The 22,461-nt window shown below is 57.5% G+C and carries 24 protein-coding genes; 8 read left to right on the top strand and 16 right to left on the bottom strand.

Annotated elements, in window-relative coordinates; all coding sequences use genetic code 11:
• Positions 1-59: 59 nt before the first annotated feature.
• The 4 genes from LLF79_RS00310 to LLF79_RS00295 all read left to right on the top strand — a co-directional run bounded on the left by LLF79_RS00310 (position 60) and on the right by LLF79_RS00295 (position 4,690).
• On the top strand, positions 60-1,604 hold the full coding sequence (locus LLF79_RS00310; protein WP_227878977.1) for a PTS transporter subunit EIIC: 1,545 nt from the start codon (positions 60-62) through the stop codon (positions 1,602-1,604).
• A gap of 12 nt (positions 1,605-1,616) precedes the next feature.
• Positions 1,617-2,984, top strand: coding sequence for a 6-phospho-alpha-glucosidase (locus tag LLF79_RS00305; RefSeq protein ID WP_008502148.1), 1,368 nt, complete (start codon positions 1,617-1,619; stop codon positions 2,982-2,984).
• 90 nt (positions 2,985-3,074) lie between these two features.
• A complete protein-coding gene (sseA, locus tag LLF79_RS00300) occupies positions 3,075-3,920 on the top strand; it encodes a 3-mercaptopyruvate sulfurtransferase (RefSeq protein WP_045406041.1) in 846 nt (281 codons plus the stop codon).
• Positions 3,920-4,690, top strand: coding sequence for a MurR/RpiR family transcriptional regulator (locus tag LLF79_RS00295; RefSeq protein WP_008502150.1), 771 nt, complete (start codon positions 3,920-3,922; stop codon positions 4,688-4,690). The genes sseA and LLF79_RS00295 overlap by 1 nt, the downstream gene beginning before the upstream one ends.
• Before the next feature lie 17 nt (positions 4,691-4,707).
• Here the strand turns inward: LLF79_RS00295 and sseB are convergent, their stop codons facing one another.
• The 11 genes from sseB to trmJ all read right to left on the bottom strand — a co-directional run bounded on the left by sseB (position 4,708) and on the right by trmJ (position 13,458).
• Positions 4,708-5,484: an enhanced serine sensitivity protein SseB gene (gene sseB, locus LLF79_RS00290; RefSeq protein WP_008502151.1), complete on the bottom strand. Its 777-nt coding sequence runs from the start codon at positions 5,482-5,484 to the stop codon at positions 4,708-4,710.
• A 96-nt stretch (positions 5,485-5,580) separates the two neighbouring features.
• Complete coding sequence (gene pepB / locus LLF79_RS00285; RefSeq protein ID WP_021241865.1) at positions 5,581-6,867, bottom strand: aminopeptidase PepB; 1,287 nt, start codon at positions 6,865-6,867, stop codon at positions 5,581-5,583.
• Between the two features lie 60 nt (positions 6,868-6,927).
• A complete protein-coding gene (iscX, locus tag LLF79_RS00280) occupies positions 6,928-7,128 on the bottom strand; it encodes a Fe-S cluster assembly protein IscX (protein WP_003860650.1) in 201 nt (66 codons plus the stop codon).
• Between the two features lies 1 nt (position 7,129).
• Entirely contained in the window at positions 7,130-7,465 is a 336-nt protein-coding gene (gene fdx / locus LLF79_RS00275) for an ISC system 2Fe-2S type ferredoxin (protein ID WP_003860652.1), read from the bottom strand.
• Between the two features lies 1 nt (position 7,466).
• Positions 7,467-9,317 carry a Fe-S protein assembly chaperone HscA gene (gene hscA / locus LLF79_RS00270; RefSeq protein ID WP_227878976.1) on the bottom strand — a complete coding sequence of 617 codons (1,851 nt, stop codon included), beginning with the start codon at positions 9,315-9,317 and terminating at the stop codon, positions 7,467-7,469.
• Positions 9,318-9,331: 14 nt separating this feature from the next.
• Positions 9,332-9,847 carry a co-chaperone HscB gene (gene hscB / locus LLF79_RS00265; RefSeq protein WP_008502155.1) on the bottom strand — a complete coding sequence of 172 codons (516 nt, stop codon included), beginning with the start codon at positions 9,845-9,847 and terminating at the stop codon, positions 9,332-9,334.
• Between the two features lie 80 nt (positions 9,848-9,927).
• Positions 9,928-10,251 carry an iron-sulfur cluster assembly protein IscA gene (iscA, locus tag LLF79_RS00260; RefSeq protein ID WP_008502156.1) on the bottom strand — a complete coding sequence of 108 codons (324 nt, stop codon included), beginning with the start codon at positions 10,249-10,251 and terminating at the stop codon, positions 9,928-9,930.
• Between the two features lie 13 nt (positions 10,252-10,264).
• On the bottom strand, positions 10,265-10,651 hold the full coding sequence (gene iscU / locus LLF79_RS00255; RefSeq protein ID WP_003860661.1) for a Fe-S cluster assembly scaffold IscU: 387 nt from the start codon (positions 10,649-10,651) through the stop codon (positions 10,265-10,267).
• Positions 10,652-10,675: 24 nt separating this feature from the next.
• Positions 10,676-11,890: a cysteine desulfurase gene (gene iscS, locus LLF79_RS00250; RefSeq protein ID WP_008502157.1), complete on the bottom strand. Its 1,215-nt coding sequence runs from the start codon at positions 11,888-11,890 to the stop codon at positions 10,676-10,678.
• Positions 11,891-12,009: 119 nt separating this feature from the next.
• Positions 12,010-12,501 (bottom strand): Fe-S cluster assembly transcriptional regulator IscR, encoded by a 492-nt coding sequence (iscR, locus tag LLF79_RS00245; RefSeq protein WP_008502158.1) that lies wholly within the window; start codon positions 12,499-12,501, stop codon positions 12,010-12,012.
• A gap of 231 nt (positions 12,502-12,732) precedes the next feature.
• Positions 12,733-13,458: a tRNA (cytosine(32)/uridine(32)-2'-O)-methyltransferase TrmJ gene (gene trmJ / locus LLF79_RS00240; protein WP_008502159.1), complete on the bottom strand. Its 726-nt coding sequence runs from the start codon at positions 13,456-13,458 to the stop codon at positions 12,733-12,735.
• 131 nt (positions 13,459-13,589) lie between these two features.
• Between trmJ and suhB the strand changes: the two genes are divergently transcribed.
• Positions 13,590-14,393 (top strand): inositol-1-monophosphatase, encoded by an 804-nt coding sequence (gene suhB / locus LLF79_RS00235; protein WP_003860668.1) that lies wholly within the window; start codon positions 13,590-13,592, stop codon positions 14,391-14,393.
• Positions 14,394-14,452: 59 nt separating this feature from the next.
• Here suhB and LLF79_RS00230 read toward each other — a convergent pair whose 3' ends face one another.
• Together LLF79_RS00230 and LLF79_RS00225 are read right to left on the bottom strand one after the other, a co-directional pair.
• The gene (locus LLF79_RS00230) at positions 14,453-15,433 is read right to left on the bottom strand and encodes a nickel/cobalt transporter (protein ID WP_193147956.1); all 981 of its coding nucleotides are present in this window, start codon (positions 15,431-15,433) and stop codon (positions 14,453-14,455) included.
• Positions 15,424-16,062 (bottom strand): DUF1007 family protein, encoded by a 639-nt coding sequence (locus tag LLF79_RS00225; protein ID WP_045416250.1) that lies wholly within the window; start codon positions 16,060-16,062, stop codon positions 15,424-15,426. The genes LLF79_RS00230 and LLF79_RS00225 overlap by 10 nt, the downstream gene beginning before the upstream one ends.
• Positions 16,063-16,187: 125 nt before the next feature.
• On the opposite strand from LLF79_RS00225, the gene csiE reads away from it, so the two are divergent.
• The gene (csiE, locus tag LLF79_RS00220) at positions 16,188-17,465 is read left to right on the top strand and encodes a stationary phase inducible protein CsiE (RefSeq protein WP_008502162.1); all 1,278 of its coding nucleotides are present in this window, start codon (positions 16,188-16,190) and stop codon (positions 17,463-17,465) included.
• Here the strand turns inward: csiE and LLF79_RS00215 are convergent.
• A complete protein-coding gene (locus tag LLF79_RS00215; RefSeq protein WP_008502163.1) occupies positions 17,460-18,605 on the bottom strand; it encodes a 3-phenylpropionate MFS transporter in 1,146 nt (381 codons plus the stop codon). The two genes, csiE and LLF79_RS00215, sit on opposite strands and share 6 nt — an antisense overlap.
• 173 nt (positions 18,606-18,778) lie before the next feature.
• Here LLF79_RS00215 and LLF79_RS00210 point away from each other — a divergent pair, with 173 nt between their 5' ends.
• On the top strand, positions 18,779-19,201 hold the full coding sequence (locus LLF79_RS00210) for a DoxX family protein (RefSeq protein WP_008502164.1): 423 nt from the start codon (positions 18,779-18,781) through the stop codon (positions 19,199-19,201).
• A 55-nt stretch (positions 19,202-19,256) separates the two neighbouring features.
• Here the strand turns inward: LLF79_RS00210 and glyA are convergent, their stop codons facing one another.
• Positions 19,257-20,510, bottom strand: coding sequence for a serine hydroxymethyltransferase (gene glyA / locus LLF79_RS00205; RefSeq protein ID WP_008502165.1), 1,254 nt, complete (start codon positions 20,508-20,510; stop codon positions 19,257-19,259).
• 304 nt (positions 20,511-20,814) lie between these two features.
• Between glyA and hmpA the strand changes: the two genes are divergently transcribed.
• Positions 20,815-22,005, top strand: coding sequence for an NO-inducible flavohemoprotein (hmpA, locus tag LLF79_RS00200; protein WP_227878975.1), 1,191 nt, complete (start codon positions 20,815-20,817; stop codon positions 22,003-22,005).
• A gap of 73 nt (positions 22,006-22,078) precedes the next feature.
• On the opposite strand, the gene glnB is transcribed toward hmpA, so the two are convergent.
• Positions 22,079-22,417, bottom strand: coding sequence for a nitrogen regulatory protein P-II (gene glnB, locus LLF79_RS00195; protein ID WP_003860685.1), 339 nt, complete (start codon positions 22,415-22,417; stop codon positions 22,079-22,081).
• Between the last annotated feature and the right edge of the window lie 44 nt (positions 22,418-22,461).

Below are 22,461 nucleotides of genomic sequence, written 5' to 3'. Positions count from 1 at the left end.
GCTGCTAGTTTTATAACCATGACGCACCCCGAGTGCGCGGTTCAAAAAGAGAGAAAGCCATGAAACGAGCCGTGAACGCCCTACAAAATTTCGGAAAATCATTGTACGGACCGGTGCTTATCTTACCGATCGTCGGTCTGTTTATCGCCTTTGGTAACGTGCTGGGTAACGGTAATCTCGCCGAGTACCTGCCGTTTCTCGGTCATCCGCTGATTCAGCATCTTGGTCAGTTGATCGCAAAATCTGCCGTGTCGGTGCTGGTTAACCTGGCGCTGGTGTTTGCCGTCGGTATTCCGATTGGCCTGGCAACGCGCGATAAAGGCTATGCCGCGCTGATTGGCCTGGTCACCTTTGTCGTATTCATCAACGCCATGAACGTCACGCTGCAGCTGCAGGGCGCACTGGCGCCAGCGGCGCAGATGAAAGCGGCCGGACAGACGATGGTACTGGGCGTGCAGGTGCTGGAGATGGGGGTTTTTGCCGGGATACTGACCGGAGCGCTTTCCGGCTATCTGTACAACAAATACTCCGGCGTACAGTTTAACGGCGCGATGGCGATTTACTCCGGCCACTGTTTTGTCGCCATCGTCATGCTCCCCGTCTCCATGCTGCTCGGCGTGGTGATGAGTGAGCTTTGGCCCTTTGCCCAGCATGGCATTAGCGCCCTGGCGCTGGCCATCAAAGGCTCCGGGCCGTTTGGCGTGGCCATCTACGGTTTCCTGGAACGCATTCTGGTCCCCACCGGCCTGCACCATCTGGTTTATACGCCGTTCCTCTATACCGAGCTGGGCGGCACGCAGGAGATATGCGGCGTAACCTATCAGGGCGCGCGCAATATCTACTTTGCCGAGATGGCCTGCGCGGACGTGAAGCAGCTCAGCAGCACCGTGGTGTGGGACGCCCGCGGCATCAGCAAAATGTTTGGCCTGCCTGCCGCGGCGCTGGCGATGTATATGACCGCCAGGCCAGAGCGTAAAGCGGCGGCGAAAGCGATTCTGATCCCGGCGGCACTGACTTCGCTGCTGGTCGGCGTCACCGAGCCGATTGAGTTCTCCTTCCTGTTTGTCGCCCCGCTGCTGTTCGTGGTGCACGCGGTGCTGACCGGCATCGGCATGATGCTGTTCTCGCTGCTGGGCGTTCACGCCATCGGCGCCAACGGGATTATCGACTTCATCCTTTACAACCTGCCGCTCGGCACGGCCAAGTCCAACTGGCCGATGTACATCCTGGTCGGGCTGATCATGTTCGCCCTCTACTACGTGGTGTTCCGCTTCCTGATCCTGCGCTTCAACATGAAAACGCCGGGCCGTGAAGATGAGGACCAGGAGACGCGCCTCTACAGCAAGCAGGAGTACCAGGCGAAGGGCAATAACGACGGTCTGGGCGAGTCCATCGTGGTGGGGCTGGGCGGCCGGGAAAATATTGAAGTGGTGGACAACTGCTACACCCGCTTGCGCGTCACGGTGAAGGACGTCGCCATCATCGACGAGCCGCGCCTGAAGGCGACTGGCGCGAAAGGGATTATCAAACAAGGTAACAACGTTCAGGTGGTCTACGGGCTGCATGTCAAAAAAATGCGAGAAGCCGTTGAGACGTTTCTCTGAAAGGAGCTAAAGATGTTAACACCCCCATTCATTCTGTCGATTGCCGGCGGCGGCAGCACCTACACGCCGGGCATTGTGAAAAGCCTGATGGTGCGCCTGCAGGATTTCCCGCTGGCCGAAATTCGCCTTTACGATATCGACGAAGCGCGTCAGAACACCATTGCGCCGGTCGTCGAGAAGGTCATTCGCGACCACAGTCAGCGCATCACATTTACCGTCACCAGTGACCCGGAAGTGGCCTTTAGCGGCGCGCATTTTGTCTTCGCCCAGATGCGCGTCGGCCAGTACAAAATGCGTGAGCAGGATGAGAAGATCCCGCTGCGTCACGGCGTGGTGGGCCAGGAAACCTGCGGCCCCGGCGGGCTGGCTTACGGCCTGCGCACGATCCTGCCGATGGTGGAGCTTATCGATCTGGTCGATCGCTACGCGCATGAGAAAGCCTGGATCGTGAACTACTCCAACCCTGCCGCGATCGTCGCGGAAGGCGTGCGCCGCCTGCGCCCGAACGCAAGGGTGCTGAACATCTGCGATATGCCGGTTGCCGCGATGCGCAATATGGGCGCCATTCTGGGCGTGGATCGTCATAAACTGGAAGTGGACTACTTCGGCCTGAACCACTTCGGCTGGTTTACCCGCGTGCTGGTGGACGGCGAAGACAAGCTCCCGGCGCTGCGTAAGCATATCGCGAAGTTTGGCCTGCTGACGGAAGATGCGGCTAAAACCGACCCGCAGCACTCGGATCCGTCGTGGGTGAAAACCTGGCGCAATATCAAGCCGATCATGGACAACTTCCCCGAGTATCTGCCGAACCCGTATCTGCAGTATTACCTGATGCCGAACCAGATTGTGGCGCATCAGAACCCGGACTATACCCGCGCCAACGAAGTGATGAACGGGCGCGAGAAAAAGCTGTTCGCCGCCGCCGAAGAATATCAACGCACCGGAATTTTACCGGATGCCTTCCACGTGGGCGTCCACGGTGAATTTATCGTTGACGTCGCCTGTTCGCTGGCGTTCAACCTGCGAAGCCGCCATCTGGTGATGGTGGAAAACCGCGGGGCGATTACCAACCTGCCATACGATGCGGTGGTGGAAGTTCCCGCTTATATCACCGCCGAAGGCCCGGAACCGATTCGCGTCGGCCAGGTGCCGCTGTTCCATCAGACCCTTTTGCAACAGCAGCTCGCGTCTGAACAGCTGCTGGTGGAGGCGACTATCGAAGGCAGCTATGAAAAAGCGTTGCAGGCATTTACCCTGAACCGCACCGTGCCGACCATGGAACATGCAAAAGCGATTCTGGATGAGATGATTGAGGCCAACCGCGACTACTGGCCAGCGCTGCAAAAAGCCTGGCAGGACGGCGAACCGGTGAAAAAATAGGGGCTTGCTCGCGAGTTGAACGTGGTTTGCTTGTCGGTGTCAGAAAAAACACCGACAATCCTTTTTTACGGAAAAGAATGGAGGCAACCCATGTCCACCTCATATTTTGTCGCCGCCGACTGGCTGATTGAGCACGGTGACGATCCGGAAGTCCAGATTATTGACGCGCGTATGGCCCCGCCGGGGCAAGAGCATCGTGACGTGCCCGGTGAATACCGTGCCGGGCATCTGCCTGGCGCGGTATTTTTTGATATCGAAGCCCTCTCCGATCATACCTCTCCCCTGCCGCACATGCTGCCGCGCCCGGAAGCGTTTTCCGTGGCGATGCGCGAGCTGGGCGTCAGCAAAGACAAACACCTCGTTGTCTATGATGAAGGTAACCTCTTTTCCGCGCCGCGCGCGTGGTGGATGCTGAAAAACTTCGGCGTGGAAAAAGTCTCGATTCTGGCGGGCGGCCTCGCGGGCTGGAAGCGTGACGAGCTACCGCTTCAGCAGGGTGACGTCACGCTGCCGGAAGGCGAGTTCGATGCCACGTTCGACGCACACGTAGTGAAACGCCTGACCGACGTGCTGGTCGTGAGCCATGAAAAAACGGCGCAAATCGTCGATGCCCGTCCTGCTCCGCGCTTTAATGCCGAAGCGGATGAACCGCGTCCGGGGCTGAAGCGTGGACATATTCCGGGCGCGCTGAACGTGCCGTGGGGCGACCTGGTGTTTGAGGGCGAGCTGAAAACCACCGACGAGCTGCGCGCCATTTTTGAACGTCAGGGCGTGGATTTGCATCGTCCGATTATCGCCAGCTGCGGTTCCGGCGTAACGGCCTGCGTGGTCATTCTGGCGCTCGCCACGCTCGGCGTAAGCGACGTCACGCTCTACGACGGCGCCTGGAGCGAATGGGGCGCGCGTGACGACCTGCCGGTTGAACCCGCGAAATAATGGATAACCGCCTGGCCACGCTGTTAACGCGCGGGGCGTCATTGACCCGCGCGGAGTATCGCGTCCTCGCCCACCTCACGGAGCATCCGCTGCTGGTGGGCAACATCACGGTTCGCGAGCTGGCAAAGGCGACATTCGTTTCTACCGCCACCATCATGCGGCTGTGCCAGAAGCTGGGGTTCAGCGGCTTTAGCGAGTTTATCTGGCACTGCAAGCAGCTGCTCTCCGACACGCCGCATATTGCCGCTCAGGCGCAGTCGCGTCCTGAACTCCCGGTGCTGTTTAACCAGTTTATCGCCAACTATCAGCACACCTTTCAGTGGGTTACCCAGGACAAACGCCAGCAGTTTTCCGACCTGCTGCGCCAGAAAGAGAGCTTCTTTCTCTACGGGGCCGGGTTTTCTTATCTGTTTGCGGAGTACCTGACCAAGAAGCTACAGGTAATGGGCAAAACGGCGTTTATCTCCGGACCGGGCGACAGCCGGAACATTTTTCTCAGCAATGCCGCCCGCTATCAGGTGTTTATTGCCGTCTCGCGCAGCGGCGAAACGGAGCAGGTGCTGGATAAAGCGCGGATAGCCAAAAACGTCGGCATGACGATCGTCGCGTTTACCCGCGCCTCGGCCAACACGCTGGCGGAGATGGCCGACGTGCACTTTGCCCTCTATGACGAAGCGGTGCACTTTGCCGCCGAAGCCGCAGGGGTGACGTCGTTTGAGTCGAATCTGGTGCTGCTGATGGATTTACTGCTGCTGGAAGCAACGGGGTGATATTCACCCCGCTGTCATCAGATGATGCGGTTGGTCTTGAGATCGCGCAGGAAGCCGCCCCAGCGACGCTCGTAGAACGGCGTAATGTGCTCGGTAATAAAGTGGCTGATGCCCTTCTCACCGTTTTTCACCTGGCAGATATCAATTGGTTCATCGCCCGGTAGCGTGTCGGTCGCCACGCTGCCCGCTGCCTGAACGATCTCGTCGAAATCGCCATCGGCTTCAATACCGATCAACAGCACCGGCTTTTCGTCCGCGCGCTCTTTAATGGAGCAGAGAAATGCGCGCCTGACGGGCTTGAGCGTTTTGAACAGCGTCGTCAGGGAATCAATCATCTGCGCGGGCGGCTCGGCCACTTCAGAGAGCAGCAGTGTTTCGCCCCCTTCGAGCACTTCCTGCGTGCTGAGCGGGTTGCCCTCTTCGCCAATCAGGTGGCTGATTTCACGTGGCGTAAACTCTTTCCCGGTCGGCAGCTTCGCGTTCAGGAACAGCGTCTGGCCGAGCGTCATTTCAAACAGGGTACGCACCGGCATCACCACGAACGCCTGTTCATCTTCTACCGCTTTCTGCAGCGCTTCCAGCGAGGTGAAGAACGGGATCACCGACGTGCCGTCGTCTTTCTCCCAGTGCAGCAGATCCAGCGCGCTGTCTTCTACGACTTGTTCACCTTCAGCCGCAGTGCCCGGCACCCAGACGGTGGATTCCAGCAGCGTGCGGAAAAAGGCCGGACGGTGGGCGGGCTCGGTCGCCGCCTGCTCCAGCAGGGTTTCTAATTCGTTTTTGGTATCTGACATAGTTTGGCTACTTCACACTTGCCCGGCGGCGCTACGCTTGCACGGGCCTACGGGTTTTGTAGGCCGGGTAAGCGTAGCGCCACCCGGCAAAAAAGATTACTCAGCCGTCAGCAGGTTCGCCACGGTACGCACGCCCAGACCGGTCGCGCCTGCGGACCACTGCTCAACCGCCGCTTTACGGTACGTCGCGGAGCAGTCGATGTGCAGCCAGCCCTCGTGGTAGTTCTCAACGAAGTGAGACAGGAAGCCTGCCGCCGTGCTTGCACCCGCCGGGTACGCCGCGCTGGCAGTGTTGTTCAGCTCGGCAAAGTTAGACGGCAGCTGGCTACGGTGGAACTCGGCCAGCGGCAGACGCCAGAACGGTTCGTTTTCCGCCGCGGCGCTGGCCAGCAGGCGTGCGGCCAGCTTGTCGTCAAAGCTGAACAGCGCGTGGTAGTCGTTACCCAGCGCGGTTTTCGCCGCACCGGTCAGAGTCGCCATGTCGATGATCAGCTCAGGCTTCTGGGCAGATGCGTCGATCAGGCCATCGGCCAGCACCAGACGGCCTTCGGCGTCCGTGTTCATCACCTCAACGTTTTTGCCGTTACGGTAGCGAATGATGTCGCCCAGCTTGAAGGCGTTACCGCTGACCATGTTGTCCGCGCAGCACAGGTACAGCTTCACGCGCTTTTTCAGACCGCGGGTGATGGCAAAGGCCAGCGCGCCGGTGATGGTGGCCGCGCCGCCCATGTCGGACTTCATGGAGTCCATGAACGCGCTCTGCTTCAGGCTGTAGCCGCCGGTGTCGAAGGTGATGCCTTTACCGACCAGGCAGGCAAAGACAGGGGCGTCTTTATCGCCGGTTGGGTTGTAGTCCAGCGCCAGCAGCACCGGAGGACGCTCGGAGCCGCGGCCCACGGTGTGGATACCCATGTAGTTCTGCTCGCGCAGGTCTTCACCCTTGGTGATGCGGTAGGACATCTTGTCGCCCGCCACGCCGCACAGCAGGTCAACGGCGCGCTGCGCCAGCTGCTCAGGGCCTAACTCTTCCGCCGGGGCGTTGATGGTGTCGCGCACCCAGTCGATAATTTTCAGGCGGCTTTCCAGCTCTTTCTGACCGGCTTCGTCGAGGTTCGCCCACTCAATTTTGCGGGTGCCTTTCGGCCCTTTATAGCCCGCCCAGAACGCCCAGCTGCGGTCGGTGTCCCACCCTTCGCCTTCCAGCGAGACATGCTTAATGCCCAGACCGTCAATTTTACGCGCGGCGCGCTGGATCAGGCCCAAATCATCATTGCCCGTCAGGTGCAGGGTAATACCGTCGTTATTAATGCTGTAGGTGGCTTTCTCGCCCCAGCGCGCGTCGGCAGGCTGATTCGAGAGCGTAATCTTCATCGCTTCGGTCATTTTATTTTTCCTTATTAGCAACTAGCAAACGGGCCGCCTGAAGGCAGCCCGTTTTGTTATTTATTCTGCTTCATCTAACCAGACTAACAGAATCGCCTCCAGAATTTTTTCATTGGATGCGTTTGGATCGTCGTCGAAATCCTCTAAATCGCAGATCCACTGATGCATATCGGTGAATCGTACGGTCTTCGGATCGAGATCCGGATTCGCGTCGTAGAGCGCTTCGCCGATTTCACGGCTGTCTGTCCACTTCAGTCCCATATTAATGCTCGCGTGCGTGGTTGATGGTGTAGCGTGGGAACTCCACGACCAGATCTTCATCGGTCACCGCTGCCTGGCAGCTTAAGCGGCTGTCTGGCTCCAGACCCCATGCTTTATCCAGCATGTCGTCTTCGTCTTCGGTGCTCTCGGCAAGAGAGTCAAAACCTTCACGCACGATGCAGTGGCAGGTGGTGCAGGCACAGGATTTTTCACAGGCGTGTTCCACTTCGATACCTGCACGCAGGGCTACATCGAGAATTGTTTCGCCGGTCTTCGCTTCCAGAACAGCACCATCCGGACAGAGGTCCGCATGAGGCAAAATTACAATCTTTGGCATATTAAACCTCGTCCACGGACTGGCCTTTCAGCGCGACGCGGACAGATTTGTCCATGCGGCGAGCAGCGAAGTCCTGGGTTTGTTTATCAACGTTTTTAATGGCTTCTTCTATTGCGTCAGCGTCATCGCCTACTGCGACAGCGCTTAAGCGCGCGGCAGCGTCGTCAATCACCTGGCGCTCAGCGGCGCTTAACAGCGCGGCGTCGGCAGCGAGCGCGCCGTTCAGGCTCTCCAGCACGCGTGCGGCTTCCACTTTTTGTTCCGCCAGCATACGCGCCTTCACATCCTGCTCGGCGTAGCTCATTGAGTCCTGAATCATGGAGGCGATTTCGCCATCGGTCAGGCCGTAGGACGGCTTAACCTGAATAGACGACTCGACACCGGTGGATTTTTCCATCGCCGTGACGCTCAGCAGGCCGTCCGCATCCACCTGGAAGGTGACGCGAATATGCGCCCCGCCCGCCGGCAGCGCCGGGATGCCTCGCAGCGCAAAGCGCGCCAGAGAGCGGCAGTCCTGCACCAGCTCGCGCTCGCCCTGCATCACGTGGATGGACATCGCGGTCTGGCCGTCTTTAAAGGTGGTGAACTCCTGCGCGCGCGCCACCGGGATGGTGGTGTTACGCGGGATCACTTTCTCCACCAGGCCGCCCATGGTTTCTAAACCGAGAGACAGCGGGATGACATCCAGCAGCAGCATTTCACTGTCCGGCTTGTTGCCAACCAGAATATCGGCCTGAATCGCGGCGCCGACGGCAACCACTTTGTCCGGGTCGATGGAGGTCAGCGGCGTGCGGCCAAAGAATTCGCCCACGCGCTCGCGCACCAGCGGCACGCGGGTCGAACCGCCCACCATGACCACTTCCAGCACTTCGCTAGCCTCAACGCCGGCATCTTTCAATGCGCGACGGCAGGCCAGTAAGGTGTGTTTCACCAGCGGGGCAATCAGATCGTTAAACTGGTCGCGGGTGATGTCACCCTGCCAGCCCGCAACATTGACGGTGACGCTCTGCGCATCGCTCAGGGCAATTTTGGCGTCGATGGCCGCATCCAGCAGTTCACGCTGTACGCGCGCATCGCTGCGATCGCTGATGCCTGCCTGCTCGCGGATGTAGTCCGCCAGCAGATGGTCGAAGTCATCGCCGCCCAGCGCGGAATCCCCGCCGGTCGCCAGCACTTCAAATACCCCGCGGCTCAGGCGCAGGATAGAGATATCAAATGTCCCGCCGCCGAGATCGTAAACCGCGATCACCCCTTCCTGACCGGAATCGAGGCCGTAGGCAATCGCCGCCGCCGTCGGTTCGTTCAGCAGACGCAGCACGTGCAGGCCCGCCAGACGCGCGGCGTCTTTGGTGCCCTGACGCTGTGCATCATCAAAGTAGGCAGGAACGGTGATCACCACGCCGTCCAGATCGCCGCCGAGCGTGGCCGTAGCACGCTCCGCCAGCGCTTTGAGGATGTCAGCAGAAACACGAATCGGGTTCAGCAGACCGGCCGCGGTCGCAATCATCGGCAGGCCGTTTTCACTGGCCTGCAGCTGATACGGCAGATGCGGGTAGCGGGTCTGAATATCGGCCAGCGAGCGGCCCATCATGCGCTTGACGGAGCTGATGGTATTCGCCGGATCGCGCGCGGCGTTAGCGCGGGCGTCATAGCCGACCGCGTGACCCTGCTGCTGGTAGTGGACTACGGAAGGCAGCAGATGGCGGCCCTGCTCGTCAGCCAGCGTTTCCGCCTGGCCGCTGCGCACGGTCGCCACGAGGGAATTGGTGGTGCCCAGATCGATACCCACCGCCAGACGACGCTGGTGCGGTGCGGCACTTAAGCCAGGCTCACTAATTTGTAATAAGGCCATAATTGCTTCCGAAATTAAAAATCGAGCAGCTTTTCTTCGAGTTGTTCAGCACTGCTTCGCAGTTTATCGAGAAAACGGAGTTTGCGCACAGTATCTGCCGCCACGTCCCAGGTCTCGTTGTTCAGTTGCTCCACCATCTGCTGATGGCGGGTATCGAACATGCCCTTCACGCGCGTGATGAAGCTTTCCAGACGCGCTTCGTCTTTGGCCTGTTCAATCTCATCCAGCTCTTCGCGCAGCTCCAGCTGCTCCATCAGAAACGCCGTGTCGCGCACGGTGTGCTGTTCGCTCGCCAGATCAAAACCGTGGAGCGAGAGCAGATACTCAGCGCGCGCCAGCGGATGGCGCAACGTCTGCCAGGCCTGGTTGATGGTCGCGGATTGCGACACCGCAGCCAGCTGCTCTGCCTGAGTACCGCTCGCGAATTTGTCCGGATGGTACTGACGCTGCAGATCCTGAAAACGGATCGTCAGCGCCTGAAGATCGATCGGGTATTGAGCGGGTAGTCCGAAGAGAGTGAAGTAATCCATAACAATCTCAGGGGTAGCCTGTTAGAACAAACCCCACGCGTAGCGGGTAACGCCACGGTGGGGTTTCGGATGACGCGCGGTTAAACGTGGAAGCTTTCGCCGCAACCACACTCGTCTTTGACGTTCGGGTTCGTAAATTTGAACCCTTCGTTCAGGCCTTCTTTGACGAAGTCCAGCTGAGTGCCGTTGAGGAATTGCAGGCTTTTGCCATCGACCACCACCTTCACGCCCTTGTCTTCAAACACGATGTCGTCAGACGCCGGCTCGTCAACAAACTCCAATACGTAAGCCATACCAGAACAGCCGGAGGTACGTACGCCCAGTCGCAGGCCAAAGCCTTTACCACGGTTCGCCAGAAAAGAGCTTACTCGCGCGGCAGCGCTGTCGCTAAGGGTAATCGACATACTCAAACCTCAATTATTTTGCTTCACGTTTGCTTTTGTAATCCGCAATGGCGGCTTTGATCGCGTCTTCTGCCAGAATTGAGCAGTGAATTTTCACCGGTGGCAGTTCGAGTTCTTCAGCAATATCCGTGTTCTTGATTGCCTGTGCTTCGTCCAGAGACTTGCCCTTCACCCATTCGGTGACGAGGGAGCTGGACGCGATAGCAGAACCGCAGCCGTAGGTCTTGAAGCGCGCGTCTTCAATGATACCTTCATTGTTGACTTTAATCTGCAACTTCATCACGTCGCCACACGCTGGCGCACCGACCATGCCGCTACCAACAGATTCGTCGCTGTTGTCAAAAGAGCCAACGTTGCGCGGGTTTTCGTAATGATCGATGACTTTTTCGCTGTATGCCATGATTGAATTCTCCTTATGTACCGATTAGTGATGTGACCATTCAATGCTGTTCAGATCCACGCCCTGCTTGAACATTTCCCACAGTGGAGAAAGGTCGCGCAGACGGCCAATGGAGTTGCGAACCAGCTTGATGGTGTAGTCAATCTCTTCTTCGGTAGTGAAACGACCTAAAGAGAAACGGATAGAGCTGTGTGCCAGCTCGTCAGTCATACCCAGCGCGCGCAGCACGTAGGATGGCTCAAGGCTTGCAGACGTACAGGCAGAACCGGAAGAAACCGCCAGGTCTTTCAGCGCCATGATCAACGACTCGCCTTCAACATAGTTGAAGCTGACGTTGAGGATGTTCGGTGCGCCCTGCTCGAGATCGCCGTTCAGATACACTTCTTCCATATCTTTCACGCCGTCCCACAGACGGTTACGCAGCGTGCGCAGGCGTGCCATCTCGGTTTCCATCTCTTCTTTTGCAATGCGGTAGGCTTCGCCCATGCCCACGATCTGGTGAACAGGCAGCGTACCGGAACGCATGCCGCGCTCGTGACCACCGCCGTGCATCTGTGCTTCGATGCGGATACGCGGTTTACGACGAACGTACAGCGCGCCGATGCCTTTCGGGCCATAGATTTTGTGGCCGGAGAAGGACATCAGGTCAACTTTCAGCTGGCTCAGGTCGATAGGCAGTTTGCCCACGCTCTGGGTCGCGTCCACGTGGTAGATGATACCGCGCGCGCGGCACATTTCGCCGATGGTCGCGATGTCTTGTACCACGCCGATTTCGTTGTTGACGTGCATGATGGAGACCAGAATGGTGTCATCACGCATGGCCGCTTCGAGCTCTTTCAGATCGATAATGCCGTTGCTCTGTGGCGCCAGATAGGTGACTTCGTACCCTTCACGCTCCAGCTGGCGGCAGGTGTCCAGCACGGCTTTGTGTTCGGTTTTGCTGGTGATAATGTGCTTGCCTTTTTTCTGATAAAAGTTGGCTGCACCTTTGATCGCCAGGTTGTCGGATTCGGTCGCACCGGAGGTGAAAACAATCTCACGCGGGTCGGCACCCACCAGGTCAGCAATCTGATTACGGGCGATATCAACCGCCTCTTCAGCATGCCAGCCAAAACGGTGTGAACGGGAAGCTGGGTTACCAAAGTTTCCGTCCAGGGTCAGACACTGCATCATTTTCTCGGCAACACGCGGGTCCACCGGCGTGGTTGCGGAGTAATCGAGATAAATCGGTAATTTCATTGCTCTTTAAACTCCGTACATCGCTTCAATGCAAGGAATCAGGCAACCGGCTGGATGTACGACCGAGTACACGGGGCGAGTCTACGCCCCGGCCTGATTCTGAAATACTTATCGTTTTATTACGCGCGTAATTTGACGTCGATAGCGTCCTGCGCGCGGGTGCTGCGTTGGGAATCATGGCTGTGCTGACGGCCCGAAACATCCAGAACTTCCTGGTTATTCACCAGCTCACCGAGGGTGATGTTGTTCAGGAAGCCGGTCAGACGGTCGCTCAGATCGCGCCACAGCGCGTGGGTCAGGCATTTATCGCCGCCCTGGCAGCCGCCTTTACCCTGGCAACGGGTCGCGTCAACGGATTCGTCAACGGCGCTGATCACTTCGCCAACTGCAATACTGCCCGCGTCTTTACCCAGCAGATAACCGCCGCCTGGGCCACGAACGCTGGAAACCAGTCCATTTTTACGCAGTCTGGAGAACAGCTGTTCCAGATAAGAGAGGGAGATCCCTTGTCGTTCAGAAATATCAGCCAACGGAACCGGGCCCGCTTCGGAGTTGAGCGCAACGTCCAGCATCGCGGTCACGGCATAACGCCCTTTAGATGTCAGTCTCATGTCTTACTTAACCTCAAACTCGCCCCTGCCCGGGGTTTTTTATTGTAAAATGGGGTATTGCATAGCAGGGCCAAGTCTGACATTCCTGACTAAAATGGTCAACTATTTACTTGACTGTTTTAGTCAGGTATTTAACCTTCTGTGCCGTTTTTTGTCGGGTGGCGCTTCGCTTACCCGACCTGCGGTTTTGTAGGCCGGATAAGCGAAGCGCCACCCGGCGAACAGACGACACTACTCTTTATTCTTCTGCTCAATCGACGCCAGGATCCCGCGCAGGATGTTCAGCTCCTGGCTTTCCGGACGCGCGCGGGTGAACAGACGGCGCAGCTTATTCATTACCTGACCCGGGTGGCCTTCGCGGATGAAACCGGTTGAGAGCAGCGTCTGCTCCAGGTGACCGTAGAAACGCTCAAGGTCGTCCACCAGCGGGTAAGCCGTCTCTTCTTTAGGCTCAACCTCTTTTTCCTGCGTTGCCAGCCACGCCATACGCACTTCATAGGCGATAACCTGCACCGCCATCGCCAGGTTCAGCGAGCTGTACTCCGGGTTTGCCGCAATCGCCACGTGATAATGACACTTCTGCAGCTCGTCGTTGGTCAGGCCAACGCGCTCGCGGCCGAACACCAGCGCAACCGGTGCTTGTTCAGCCTCAGAGACACTTTTCAGGCCGCATTCACGCGGATCGAGCATTGGCCACGGCAGCGTGCGCGAACGGGCGCTGGTACCGACAACGAGGCTGCAGCCGGCCAGCGCTTCGTCAAGGGTATCGACGATCTGGGCGTTGCCGATCACGTCGCTGGCTCCGGCCGCCAGGGCGATGGCCTGCGAGTCTGGCTTCACCAGCGGGTTAACCAGCCACAGGTTCGTTAAGCCCATGGTTTTCATAGCGCGGGCAACGGAGCCCATGTTGCCGGTGTGCGATGTTTCGACCAGCACGATTCGAATGTTTTGCAGCATAATTTTTAATGTCTGGATTCAGTGTCTGAAGAATATTCGGGCATATTATCATAAACGGGAGACATAATCCGATCCCGCTGCTATACTCTGCGCCGATTTTCCTGTTCTTTAACATCCAGTGAGAGAGACCGATGCATCCGATGCTGACCATCGCCGTGCGCGCAGCGCGCAAGGCGGGTAATGTAATTGCCAAACACTACGAAACGCCAGACTCCGTAGAAACCAGCCAGAAAGGCAGCAATGATTTCGTGACGAACGTCGATAAAGCCGCAGAAGCGATTATTATCGAAACGATCCGCAAATCTTACCCACAGCACACCATCATCACCGAAGAAAGCGGTGAACATGAAGGTACCGATCAGGATGTTCAATGGGTTATCGATCCACTGGATGGCACCACCAACTTCGTCAAACGCCTGCCACACTTCTCTGTGTCTATCGCCGTACGCATTAAAGGCCGTACTGAAGTCGCCGTTGTGTACGATCCAATGCGTAACGAACTGTTCACCGCGACCCGCGGTCAGGGCGCACAGCTGAACGGCTACCGTCTGCGCTGCAGCAACGCACGCGATCTGGACGGCACCATCCTGGCGACCGGTTTCCCGTTCAAGGCGAAACAGCACGCGACCACCTATATGAATATCCTCGGCAAATTGTTCACCGAATGCGCGGACTTCCGTCGCACCGGTTCTGCTGCGCTGGATCTGGCCTACGTTGCCACCGGCCGCGTTGACGGTTACTTCGAACTCTCACTGAAGCCATGGGATTTTGCAGCGGGCGAGCTGATCGCGCGTGAAGCAGGCGCCATTGTGTGTGACTTCACCGGCGGCCATAACTATATGTCTACCGGCAACATTGTTGCGGGTAACCCACGCGTTGTTAAAGCCATGCTGGCCAACATGCGTGATGAACTGAGCGATGCGCTGAAGCGTTAATCCAGTTTGTTAAGCCCGGTGGCGCTACGCTTACCGGGCCTACAAAATCCCTCAGCACGCTAGAAAGGCCGCAACCCCCTTCCCACCGGTACCGCACTCATCCACATCGTCACCGCCGCCACCAGCAGAAGCACTCCCCCCGCCAGCGCAAGCGTTGTCCACCCTATCTGTCGCCACAGCACCGGCGTTTTCCTGCCGCTGAGTTTGACCGCCAGCTGACGGAAGCTGTGAACCAGCAGCGCTAAAGACGAAATGGTGAGAGAGGTTCCTGCCGCCATCGCCAGCGCCGAGAGCATTCCCCAGCCAAAGACACCTATTATCTTACTGAACAGCAGCACCATAATGGCACCCGAGCACGGGCGCATCCCCATCGAGAGAATAATCATCAGCCGGGCGCGCCAGTCGTCGCCGTTCTGCAACTGTTCCTGCGTGGGCAGATGCTGATGACCGCAGCCGCAGTGTTCATCATGAACGTGGTGCGGCGTAAAGGATTTGAACGTGGGCTTTTTCAGCAGCGCGCGCAGTTTTTTCAGCGCCCGCCAGCAGAGGATCAGCCCCAGCACGCCCACCAGCGCATAGCTGCCCTTCTCCAGCCAGAAGCTGCTCATGTGCAGCTGGCGCGCCGGAAGCTGTAACAGCGAAAGCACAACAACAACCAGCGCAATCGCCACGCCGCCCTGAAGCAGCGAAGAGGCCAGCGTCAGGCCGATGCTCGATTTCAGCTTAGACGGATGGGTGGCAAGCCAGGTGGTGATGACGATTTTGCCGTGCCCCGGCCCCAGCGCGTGCAGAACGCCATAGACAAAACTGAACGCCAGCAGCGAGCCGCCCGCTTTGGCCGGGTTCTCGGCCACCGCCTTCAGCAGTCCGCTCATCTGCTGGTTGACCTCACGCTGCCAGATAATGCTTTTCATCATCACCTGCGGCCAGGCCTGCCACAGCCACAGCGCCCCGCAAACCGCGAACAGCAAAAAGAGCGCCAGCGGCCAGAGGTGTAGCCAGCGGCGAGACTTCCGAACTGGAGAGGAGATCACTGACATTGTAACGTCACCTCCTGCGCGAACTGTTTACCCAGCTCCATGTCCTCAGGCGGGGCATCTGCTTTATCCAGCGAGATCGCAAAGTTCAGCGTCTCTTCGCTGGGTTTCGGGGTGTGTACGCCAATTTTGCAGCTTTTTTGCAGCGCGTTCGGCAGCCGTACGTCGCTGTCTTTGTCATAGCGCATGTCGACATAGTAGGTAGGGTCAAAAGTGGAAAAGCGGTACGTTTGCCCGGCCAGCGGTTGAGGATGCGCCAGCGGAAGCACGAACGTCAGCACCGCCTGATGCCCGTCACGCGTCATCCCGTATTCCGTTGGACGGTTCTGAAATTTGACCTTTTGTCCGTTATGCCAGAACTCGGTGAAGTAGTGCTGGCCGAGCACGTTGGCCATTACTTCCGCCGCCAGTTTTTTCCAGATGTCGTCGCCGGGCTTCGCGTTTCCCGCATCATAGAGCAGGTCAGCCGAGGTGATTTCATCCATCGTCCAGCGCATTTTCAGGCCGCTCAGCTGCGTGCCGTCGGTGACCAGCTCGGTCTGGAGGCCAATAAAACTGTGAGGGTGGGCGCTGGCGGTGAAGGTGATAACCGCCAAAAATAACGCCATCGCACTTTGTTTAACTGTTTGCATCAATTCCTCACGTCAAAAATTCTGTGATGTTCCCCTGCAATCCTGAGTGAAAGGCCTGCCGGCGCGCTTTTCAGCGCTCATCCTTTAGCTATTCTTATCAAACATTCACACTGGATACCCGACAGATGATGACGACGCTTGAAATTCCATCTGTGCTTTCCAGTTCGCAGCGCCGCTGCCAGGTGCTTTTGATGCTTTACCTGCCCGATGCTGCCGTCACCGCACAGAGCATAATCGCTGCCAACGGCGTGGACGACGCGATGGCACGGCAAGATATAGCCGAGACGCGCGATGAAATCCAGCGCTATCACCGGCTGGATATCGTCACGCACCACGACGGCTGCTACCGGATTGAAGGCACAGCCCTGAATCAGCGTTTATGCCTGCTACACTGGCTGCGTCGGGCGCTGCGGCTCTGCCCGCAGTTTGTCTCGCACCAGTTTACCCCCGCATTAAAAACCGCGCTTAAACAACTCGGCATCGCGCGCCCGCTTTATGACGATGCGAACCTGCGGGCGCTGATCGGCTTCTGCTCACGCAAGCTGCAGCGCCAGTTTGAATGCCGCGATGTGCAGTTTTTACAGCTCTATCTGCAATATTGTCTTATTCAGCACCAGCTCGGGAATACGCCGCAGTTTTCGCATGCCCAGCGCAGCTGGACCCAGTCGCGGGGAGAGTATTTTACGGCGCAGGAGATTGTCCGCCACTGGAAGCGGCGCGTGCCACAGGGCGCGCACGTGGATGAACAGCTTTTTCTGGCGCTGCTGTTTATGATGCTCCGCACGCCCGATCCGGTGCTCGATAAGCACCAGCAGGATCAGCGTCTACGCCGGGCCATCGTGCGCATGGTGGCCCGTTTTCGCTCGCAGACCGGAATGAACTTCAGCGATGAGCAGGGGCTGACCGATCAGCTGTATATCCATCTGGCTCAGGCGCTGGACCGTTCGCTGTTTGAGATCGGCATCGACAACAGCCTGCCGGAGGAGATCCATCGCCTTTATCCCCGGCTGTTACGCACCACGAAAGAGGCGCTGTTTGAGCTGGAGGCGGAATTCGGGCTGCGTTTTTCCGACGAAGAGATGAGCCTGGTGGCGGTAATTTTCGGTGCCTGGCTGATGCAGGAGACCGATCTGCATGAAAAACAGGTGATCCTGCTGACGGGAGACGATAAAGCCAGTGAGGAGCAGATCGAACAGCAGCTTCGCGAGCTGACGCTGCTGCCGCTCAACATACGCTACCTGACGCTGCAGGCTTTTCAGAAAGAGGGGGCGCCGCGCGAAGCCGCGCTGGTTATCACCCCCTACCCGACGGCCCTGCCGCTGTTCTCGCCGCCGCTGATCCATGCCGTTGAGACACTGAACGCGCAGCAGCAAGAACATATTCGCGCCATGCTGGAATCATAGCGACGCGCGGGCGGCCACTTTAGGTCGAACAACAATGGCGGGCAAGGCGACGAGCGCCATCACCCAGAAGACGCCGTGCCCCAGATGCTGATAGAGGAACCCCGCAAACACCGTCATGATCGCGATACTGCCCCCCATTGCCACTGCCGAATAGACGGCCTGCAGGCGAATCACGTCCCCGCCCTCGCGCGCTGCGATATAGCGCATGGCCGCCAGATGGCACACGGTAAAGGTGCCGCAGTGAAGAATTTGCGCCACAATCAGCCACGGCAGATCGGTCGTCCAGCCCATAATCCCCCAGCGCGCCACGCCGCACACGGCGGAAAGCAGCAGCAGGTCACGCGCGCCAAAGCGGCGGAACAGTTTTTTGCTCAGGGCAAAGATAATGACTTCGGCCACCACGCCCAGCGACCACAGATAGCCCACGGCGGAAGCGGAATATCCCGCCCCCTGCCAGTAGATGGCGCTGAAACCATAGTACGCCGCGTGTGCCCCCTGAAGGAGGCACACGCACGCCAGAAAACGCCAGCTCTGTGCGACCAGGCTCCGCCATGCGGGCCAGCCCGCGCTCTCCTGATGGCGACTTTCCCCCTGCGGCATCACCGACGGTCGCAGAAGCATGCCCAGCAGCATCGAGGCAATACCGATACTCAGCAGGGCAAGAATGGCGCGGTAATCGTAAAGACTGACCAGTTTCCCCACCAGCGCCGAGCCAATCACAAAGGCGATAGAACCCCACAGGCGCACGCGACCGTAGTCCATGGTGATCTGCTTTTGCCAGGTGTTCGCCAGGGCATCCGTCAGCGGCACCAGCGGTGAGAAGAACAGGTTAAAGCCAACCATCACCACCATCAGCCAGGCAAACTGATGGCTGACCCAGAAGCAGGCCACAAAGACCAGGGTCAGCAGAGCCAGAATGCGTACGGCCTTGATCAATAAGGAGGGATCGCTGACGCGCGGGGCGATCAGCAGGCTGCCGAGGAAACGCGCCACCAGCCCGGCCCCCAGCAGAACGCCGATGGTCTCGGGCGTCAGGCCGATACCCTTAAGCCAGACGCTCCAGAAAGGCAGAAAAATGCCGTAGCTAAAGAAATAGGTGAAATAACTGAGCGCCAGCCAGCGCGTGGAATGCAAGACCATGAATCCCTCCCGAAATCGAGGCCATAGTCTGGCGAGAATATAAAAATTAAGCAAGTAGATAGCCTGCTATAAATTAACGAAAAATTAACATCTTGTGCAGTCGTCTGGCTTATGGCAGGGAATGAGAATGTGTATTACGTTTAAATTACTCCACTTGCAGAGGTATTTCTGCCATGAACTCACTACGTTATCTCGATTTTGGTCAGTCGCGTCATCTGCTGCTGCTCATTGGCCGCATCGCGCTTGTCGTGCTGTTTATTATCTTTGGTTACCCGAAACTGACGGGGTTTAGCGGTACCGTACAGTATATGACCTCGCTGGGTACGCCGATGCCCATGCTGGCGGCCATTATTGCGGTGGTGATGGAAGTGCCTGCTGCGATCCTGATCGTACTGGGCTTTTTCACCCGCCCTCTCGCGGTACTGTTTGTGTTCTACACCCTCGGAACGGCGGTGATTGGGCATCACTACTGGGATATGACCGGTGATGCAGTCGTACCGAATATGATTAACTTCTACAAAAACGTCAGTATTGCTGGCGCCTTTATTTTGCTGGCGATTGTGGGGCCTGGCGCCATCTCCCTGGACCGGCGTTAAGCCATAAAAAAAAGGCCGCAAGCGCGGCCTTTTTTATTTCTGCAGGGCAGAGGAATTATGCGTAGACCGGGAAGCGTGCGCAGATATCCAGAACTTTACCTTTGACGCGCTCGATAACCGCTTCGTCATTGATGTTGTCCAGAACGTCACACATCCAGCCAGCCAGCTCTTTCACTTCCGCTTCTTTGAAGCCGCGGCGGGTTACGGCCGGAGAACCGATACGGATACCGGAGGTCACGAACGGGCTCTTCGGATCGTTTGGCACGCTGTTTTTGTTCACGGTAATGTTGGCGCGGCCCAGGGCTGCGTCAGCTTCTTTACCGGTCAGGTTCTTATCAACCAGATCCAGCAGGAACAGGTGGTTTTCAGTCCCGCCGGATACCACTTTGTAGCCACGGTTCAGGAACACTTCCACCATCGCTTTGGCGTTCTTAGCAACCTGCTGCTGGTAAACCTTGAACTCTGGCTCCATCGCTTCTTTCAGCGCGACCGCTTTTGCCGCGATAACGTGCATCAGCGGGCCGCCCTGCGCGCTTGGGAACACCGCGGAGTTCAGTTTTTTGTACAGCTCTTCGTCACCGCCCTTCGCCAGGATCAGGCCACCGCGTGGACCCGCCAGTGTTTTGTGGGTGGTGGTGGTCACAACATGCGCATGCGGAACCGGGTTAGGGTAAACGCCTGCGGCAATCAGACCCGCAACGTGCGCCATGTCGACGAACAGGTACGCGCCGATGCTGTCTGCGATTTCGCGCATTTTTGCCCAGTCAACGATACCGGAGTAAGCAGAGAAGCCACCGATGATCATCTTCGGCTTGTGCTCTTTAGCCTGCTTCGCCATGTCTTCGTAGTCAATTTTACCGGACTCATCAATACCGTAAGGGATGATGTTGTACAGTTTGCCGGAGAAGTTAACCGGGGAGCCGTGAGTCAGGTGGCCGCCCTGCGCCAGGTTCATACCCAGAACGGTATCGCCCGGCTGCAGCAGCGCGGTGTAGACCGCGAAGTTAGCCTGAGAGCCAGAGTGCGGCTGGACGTTTGCATAGTCAGCGCCAAAAAGTTCTTTCGCACGATCGATAGCCAGCTGCTCAACGATATCAACGTACTCGCAACCGCCGTAATAGCGTTTGCCCGGGTAACCTTCAGCGTATTTGTTGGTCAGCTGAGAACCCTGCGCCTGCATCACGCGCGGGCTGGTGTAGTTTTCGGAGGCGATCAGTTCGATGTGCTCTTCCTGACGTACTTTTTCCTGCTCCATAGCCTGCCACAGTTCGGCATCATAATCGGCAATGTTCATTTCACGCTTTAACATCCGCATCTCCTGACTCAGCTAACAAGTAAATTTTGGCCTGAAAAGGCAGTCCTGTTGGACGACGGGCAACAGTATAACTGATTAGTTCTGTGATAACAGGTCTTGACAAACGATTTTACGCAAACGTTTTCCTACCCGCCACGCAAGGGTTTGAGGAATAAAGCGCTCGCCCTTTCCAGCGGATTTCTTTTCAGGTTTGTGATGCATATTTTTCATCTTGCAAAGAACCATTTACAACGCAGGGGTATTTTTTATAAGATGTATTTAAAATACATCATTAAAGTAACATCAGAAGGACGCGCTCATGCTCGACGCTCAAACCATCGCTACCGTAAAAGCCACTATTCCCCTGCTGGTGGAAACCGGCCCTAAACTCACCGCCCATTTCTACGATCGCATGTTCACGCACAACCCGGAGCTCAAAGAGATTTTCAACATGAGCAACCAGCGTAACGGCGATCAGCGTGAAGCGCTGTTCAACGCCATCGCGGCTTACGCCAGCAATATTGAAAACCTGGCTGCGCTGCTGCCCGCGGTGGAAAAAATCGCGCAGAAACATACCAGCTTCCAGATCCAACCCGAGCAGTACAACATCGTCGGCACTCACCTGCTGGCGACGCTGGACGAAATGTTCAGCCCAGGTCAGGAGGTGCTGGACGCGTGGGGTAAAGCCTACGGGGTGCTGGCAAACGTGTTTATCAACCGTGAAGCACAGATTTACAGCGAAAACGCCAGCAAGAACGGCGGCTGGGAAGGCACCCGCGCGTTCCGCATCGTTGAGAAAACGCCGCGCAGCGCGTTAATCACCAGCTTCGAGTTTGAGCCGGTGGACAGTAAACCGGTGGCCGATTACCAGCCAGGACAGTATCTGGGCGTGTGGCTGAAGCCTGAAGGTTTCCCGCATCAGGAGATCCGCCAGTATTCTCTTACCCGCAAGCCAAACGGCAAAGCCTACCGCATTGCGGTGAAGCGTGAGGACGGCGGTCAGGTTTCCAGCTGGCTGCACAACGAAGCTAACGTGGGCGACGTGGTCCATCTGGCCGCGCCAGCGGGCGACTTCTTCATGGCCGTTGAAGCGAATACCCCGGTGACGCTGATCTCTGCGGGTGTCGGCCAGACGCCAATGCTGGCGATGCTCGATACGCTGGCAAAATCACACCACGGTGCGCAGGTTAACTGGTTCCATGCCGCCGAAAACGGCGACGTGCACGCCTTTGCGGATGAGGTGAAAACGCTCGGAGCCTCCCTGCCGCGTTTCACCGCGCATACCTGGTATCGTCTGCCGACGGAAGCAGACCGCGTAGCCGCACGGTTTGACAGCGAAGGTCTGATGAATTTAAGCCAGATGGAAGGGACGTTTAGCGCGCCGGAGATGCAGTTCTACGTCTGTGGACCGGTGGCGTTTATGCAGTATGCCGCGAAGCAACTGGTTGAGCTGGGCGTGAACAAAGACCGTATTCATTACGAATGCTTCGGGCCGCATAAGGTGCTGTAATACAAAAAGCCCCTCGTTTGAGGGGCTTTTTTTCGTCGGGTGGCGGCTGCGCCTTACCCGGCCTGGAAAATGTTTAAATCGCGGCGTCGTCTTCTTCGCCGGTACGGATACGGATCACGCGCGCCACGTCAAAGACGAAGATTTTACCATCGCCAATCTTGCCGGTCTGCGCCGTGCGGATAATGGTGTCCACACAGGTATCGACGATATCGTCGCTGACCACGATTTCAATTTTCACTTTCGGCAGAAAGTCGACCATGTACTCTGCGCCACGGTAAAGCTCGGTGTGACCTTTCTGACGACCAAAACCTTTCACTTCCGTCACGGTCATCCCGGTGATGCCGACTTCCGCCAGCGCTTCACGCACATCATCCAGTTTGAAAGGTTTAATAATCGCATCAATCTTTTTCATGGTGGGTCCTTAAACTCTTGCCTGTAAGCTGCCTCGTAATCGAT

This window comes from Enterobacter cloacae complex sp. 2021EL-01169, assembly GCF_020733125.1.
GTDB lineage: Bacteria > Pseudomonadota > Gammaproteobacteria > Enterobacterales > Enterobacteriaceae > Enterobacter > Enterobacter roggenkampii.
Note: the sequence above shows the minus strand (reverse complement) of the source record. Positions and strands in the feature narration are given on the sequence as shown.